Raw genomic sequence first — 1,716 nt, forward strand, 5'->3', positions numbered from 1 at the left:
AATGGTTTGGTTGGCATTGGCGCCGACTTGGAACTTCTGCGAACCATAAGTCCCATCCAACAGGCTCTTGCCATTGAATTCGGTGGTTTGCGCAATGCGATCCAGCTCGCCTACCAATTCCCCGACTTCGGCCTGAAGGGCTTTGCGGTCACCAGCGCTGTTGGTAGAGTTTGCCGACTGCACCGCCAATTCGCGCACGCGCTGCAAGATATCGCCCGACGCTTTGAGTGCACCTTCAGCCGTTTGCGCCAACGAAATGCCGTCGCCAGCGTTGCGCGTGGCTTGGTTCAAACCACGGATTTGGCCGGTGAAACGCTCAGAAATCGCCAAGCCCGCAGCGTCATCCTTGGCGCTGTTGATACGCAAGCCCGAGGACAGGCGGGCGATGGAACTGTTCAATGCGTTCTGGCTACCGCTCAGGTTGCGTTGTGCGGTGAGCGATGCGATGTTGGTATTGATGCCGGATGCCATTGCAATCTCCTAAAAAAAACTGACTTATGTATGGCGTTGCCGCCAACCTAGCGCTAAGCATCAGGCTTAGCGATACGGTTCACAGTGCCAAAGGGGCCTTCTGTTGAACAGCGGGGAGCTTACCCCCGTTGTAAAGGTTTTCGACGCTTGGCAGAGAAACTTTAATCCTCTGGCCCCTCAGATTGAAAAAAATTTGCGTGCGGGCAGCGCCCCCAATAAACGCGCAGATTGAGCGGTTTTTCAGCCTCTTATCGGGGCAACGCCAAACGGCCCGTTGCCCACAATCCAGTCCATCACTTCGATAAGTCCGCCGGATGGGCCCCCCCCTGAACCGGCAGAATTTTTCACTTCAAGCCTTGCAGGAGTTACTCAATGGCCTCGACCATCAACACCAACATCAGTTCGCTGACCGCCCAACGCAACCTGGGGATGAGCCAGAGTTCGTTGAACACTTCCATCGCTCGCCTGTCCTCGGGCCTGCGCATCAACAGCGCCAAGGATGACGCTGCGGGCTTGGCGATTTCTGAGCGCTTCACCAGCCAAATCCGAGGTACCAACCAAGCCTCGCGCAATGCCAATGATGGCATCTCGCTGGCACAGGTGACAGAAGGCGCCTTGGGCACGAGCGGCAACATCTTGCAGCGCGTGCGCGAATTGGCGGTGCAGTCGGCCAACGCCACCAACAGCGCCAGCGACCGCAAAGCCCTGCAAGACGAAGTGGGCCAACTGGTGGCCGAGCTGGATCGCATCTCGCAAACCACCGAATTCAATGGCAAAAAATTGCTGGATGGCACTTTTGGCACCGCCCAATTCCAAGTCGGCGCCAATGCCAACCAAACCATTGTGGCCAGCACGGCCAATATGCGCACTTCGGTGTATGGCAATAATCAAAATTTGGCTTCTAGCGCATCTGGCGCTGGCGCACAAGCAACGGTAGCTGCTACTGCTGCTGGTGCTTCTACCAATGGCGTGGTTTCAGCCAACATTACTATTAACGGCTCTATTGGTACAAAAACGGCTGCAATTGCAGCGGATTCTTCCGCCAAAGCTTCTGCTGCGGCTATCAATGGCATCAAGGACAACACCGGTGTGGCTGCAACGGCGCGCACAGAAGTCAAGCTCACGTTTGCAGCTGCTGCTGTAGATGGTGCTTTCTCGATGACCATCGCGAGCGAGAACGCCTCCACCGCCTTGGAAACCATGTCGTTTACCGTGCCCGGTGGTACGGGTCCAGATCGTTTAGCC

The 1,716-nt window shown here is 56.3% G+C and carries 2 protein-coding genes; one reads left to right on the top strand and one right to left on the bottom strand.

Annotation, left to right across the window (positions count from 1 at the left end):
- The coding region (locus tag Q390_RS18925; protein ID WP_037473445.1) for a flagellin N-terminal helical domain-containing protein at window positions 1-471 on the bottom strand (471 nt) is incomplete at its 3' end.
- Window positions 472-843: 372 nt separating this feature from the next.
- On the opposite strand from Q390_RS18925, the gene Q390_RS0117035 reads away from it, so the two are divergent.
- On the top strand, window positions 844-1,716 hold an 873-nt coding region (locus Q390_RS0117035; RefSeq protein ID WP_027997131.1), incomplete at its 3' end, for a flagellin N-terminal helical domain-containing protein.

The sequence above is a fragment of the Simplicispira psychrophila DSM 11588 genome, from assembly GCF_000688255.1.
Classification (GTDB): domain Bacteria; phylum Pseudomonadota; class Gammaproteobacteria; order Burkholderiales; family Burkholderiaceae_C; genus Simplicispira; species Simplicispira psychrophila.